This is a genomic window from Sphingomonas sp. GW821-FHT09E03 (genome assembly GCF_059416225.1).
The window spans coordinates 1-2,280 of the sequence record NZ_JBWKOS010000027.1 but is presented as its reverse complement, the minus strand read 5'-3'; the positions used below and the strand labels follow the sequence as shown (position 1 = coordinate 2,280).

4 protein-coding genes are annotated in these 2,280 nt (G+C 66.0%); all 4 read right to left on the bottom strand.

What is annotated here, in order from left to right; genetic code table 11:
* Positions 1 to 280: 280 nt before the first annotated feature.
* The 4 genes from AC07M8_RS19640 to AC07M8_RS19625 are packed head-to-tail and all read right to left on the bottom strand — an operon-like array spanning position 281 to position 2,100.
* A complete protein-coding gene (locus AC07M8_RS19640) occupies positions 281 to 1,249 on the bottom strand; it encodes a magnesium and cobalt transport protein CorA (RefSeq protein WP_495175908.1) in 969 nt (322 codons plus the stop codon).
* Between the two features lie 2 nt (positions 1,250 to 1,251).
* Complete coding sequence (locus tag AC07M8_RS19635) at positions 1,252 to 1,686, bottom strand: hypothetical protein (protein ID WP_495175907.1); 435 nt, start codon at positions 1,684 to 1,686, stop codon at positions 1,252 to 1,254.
* Positions 1,679 to 1,834: a hypothetical protein gene (locus tag AC07M8_RS19630; protein ID WP_495175906.1), complete on the bottom strand. Its 156-nt coding sequence runs from the start codon at positions 1,832 to 1,834 to the stop codon at positions 1,679 to 1,681. Before AC07M8_RS19630 ends, AC07M8_RS19635 begins: the two co-directional genes overlap by 8 nt.
* Positions 1,834 to 2,100: a hypothetical protein gene (locus AC07M8_RS19625; RefSeq protein WP_495175905.1), complete on the bottom strand. Its 267-nt coding sequence runs from the start codon at positions 2,098 to 2,100 to the stop codon at positions 1,834 to 1,836. Before AC07M8_RS19625 ends, AC07M8_RS19630 begins: the two co-directional genes overlap by 1 nt.
* Positions 2,101 to 2,280: the final 180 nt, after the last annotated feature.

Here is a 2,280-nt window from a genome sequence, read left to right as displayed (position 1 = left end):
ACGAACCGGCCTTCGAGGCACTTGTTGCTGTCCTGGACCAGCCAGTGTCCGGCGCAATCCTGTCCGACGTAGATGATCGGCCCGGCTTGGTCAGGCTCCGATACGGATGCCGACAACATGTCAATCGATCCTTCAAGTGAATGCGAGCGGTAGAAGCTCGCGGACGCCGATTTACGGCACGGCGCATAGTGTTGCGAGATCGATCCAGGCATTCCGCATAGTGGCGGCATATAGCGCCCTCGGCTCGTCGCATTTGCCGGTGCCCGAGCAATGCTTGGCGCTACAGCCAGCCGACCTTGCGGAACCTGGCGTAGAGCACGAGGCAGACAAGGCTGATGCCCGCCAACACGGCGGGATAACCGTAGCGCGCATGCAGCTCGGGCATGACGTCGAAATTCATGCCATAGATGCCGGCGACGGCAGTCGGCACCGCAAGGATGGCAGCCCAGGCCGCCAGCTGGCGGGTGATGACGCCGGTACGCTGCTGCTCCATGAGATTGCTGAACTCGAACACCGACGTCAGCACCTCGCGCAGGCCGCTCGTCATCGCCTCGACGCGGCGAACGTGATCGAGCACGTCGCTGAAATAGTGCCGCGCCTCGGCATCCACGCCCGGCAGGTCATGGCGGGCGAGCTTGCGGGCAACCTCCTCCATCGGCACCAGGATGCGGCCGAACCGCATCAGCTCGCGGCGCAGCGTGAAGATCCGCGCGATCTCCGCCCGGCCGAGAAACGCATCGAGCGTGCGCTGCTCCATGGCGGTCACCTCGTCTTCGATGTCCGCAACAACGGGCACATAGCCGTCGACGATGAAGTCGAGCACCGCGTGAAGCACATAGTCGGCGCCCTGGCCGAGCAGGTCGGGCGAGGCCTCGAGCTGTTCGCGCAGCGGTTGGTGCGACCGGGTTGATCCCTGCCGGACGGTGATGATGTGGCTGTGGCCGAGAAAAATTGCTGTCTGCCCGTACACCAGCCCGCCATTATCCATGTGCGCGGTACGGCCGATCACGAACAGCTGGTCGCCATAGACGTCGACCTTGGGCAATTGCCCGTCCTTCAGCGCATCCTCGACGGCGAGCGGATGGAGGCCGTAGAGCCGGTGCAGCAGCTCGACGTCGGCGGCGCAGGGATCGGCAAGCCCGATCCAGACAAATTCGGAGCGATCGGTTGGGCAGTCGACCCGCTCGTCAATAGCGATCTCGCGTACCCGGCGGCCGTGGCGATAGAGATAGGCGGCGACCAGCGGCACCATCAGTCCTCAATGCCGGGCGGCCTGACGGTGTGCCGCTCCGCGTCACGGCTCTGAAGGCCGGGCTGGCCGGATGACCCTGCGATCGGCGTCGCCGCCAGGGCCGCGGCCGACGCAATCGCCCGAGCCGCGAGGAACGATCCGACGTCGTAGCGGCTGTCGAGCGGCGATGGGTCGATCAGCGCGGGCGGCGGCGCCAGCATGTCATCGCGTTTGGCATCGGGGGCAAGCTCAGGTCGCTCGACAAGCCGCGCACCGTGGATCAGCAGCAGGATACCGGCGCAGGCGAGCACGAAGGTCATCAGCCCCGCGGCGAACTCGCCCACCTGCGCCGGGCCATGCTTGGCCTGTTCGTAGATGGCTCGGTGGATCGCCGTGGAGCCGATCGCCGCCGCCAGACCCAGCACTCCGGCGAAGCGGTAGTGCCTGTCAGTCATCGTCGATGTCCTTGCTGCCGGTCCGGCTCTTTACGAGGCTCAGCCGCCCTTCCAGCCGGGCGCGTTGGGGCGGCCGCAGCGGAGAGTCGGTGCCGTCGTTCGTCCGCTTGGCGAACCGGCGATGAAGCAGTTGGCGGTCGAACCGCATCACTGCACCGTCGCTGTCAGGACGGTAACATCGGCACGGGGCCGGCGCGATGATGGCGCATTGCTGCGCCGCCAGCGCGCGCTGACCGCCACCTCGTCGAACAGGTGCTTCCCCCAGATCGTCAGCGCGGCGCCGGCGCTGACGCTCAGGAAGCCGATCGCAGCGAGCGAGAAGAGGGTCAGGCCGGGTGTGGCCATGGCAGGCGGCGGCGTGGCGAACAGCCGCCCGATCGCGGCATAGGCGAGCGCCCACCATGCCAGGCCCAAGACCCGCAACCCTACATCAGCTTTCCACGAACGATGCCAATCCACGCCACAATCCTCTTTGCGGCATGCCAGCTATCCGGCGCGGCGTAGCAATTCGAGATCGATTCTCAGGAAAAGCATAGTGCTGACGTAGTGGCATTCGTCATCTTGCTCTGACCCGCTGCGCTCCATGCACATCCA

Coding starts and splice junctions, on each gene's coding strand:
- AC07M8_RS19630 (WP_495175906.1), bottom strand. CDS start 1,834: ATGCGGTTCGACCGCCAACTGCTTCATCGCCGGTTCGCCAAGCGGACG.
- AC07M8_RS19635 (WP_495175907.1), bottom strand. CDS start 1,686: ATGACTGACAGGCACTACCGCTTCGCCGGAGTGCTGGGTCTGGCGGCG.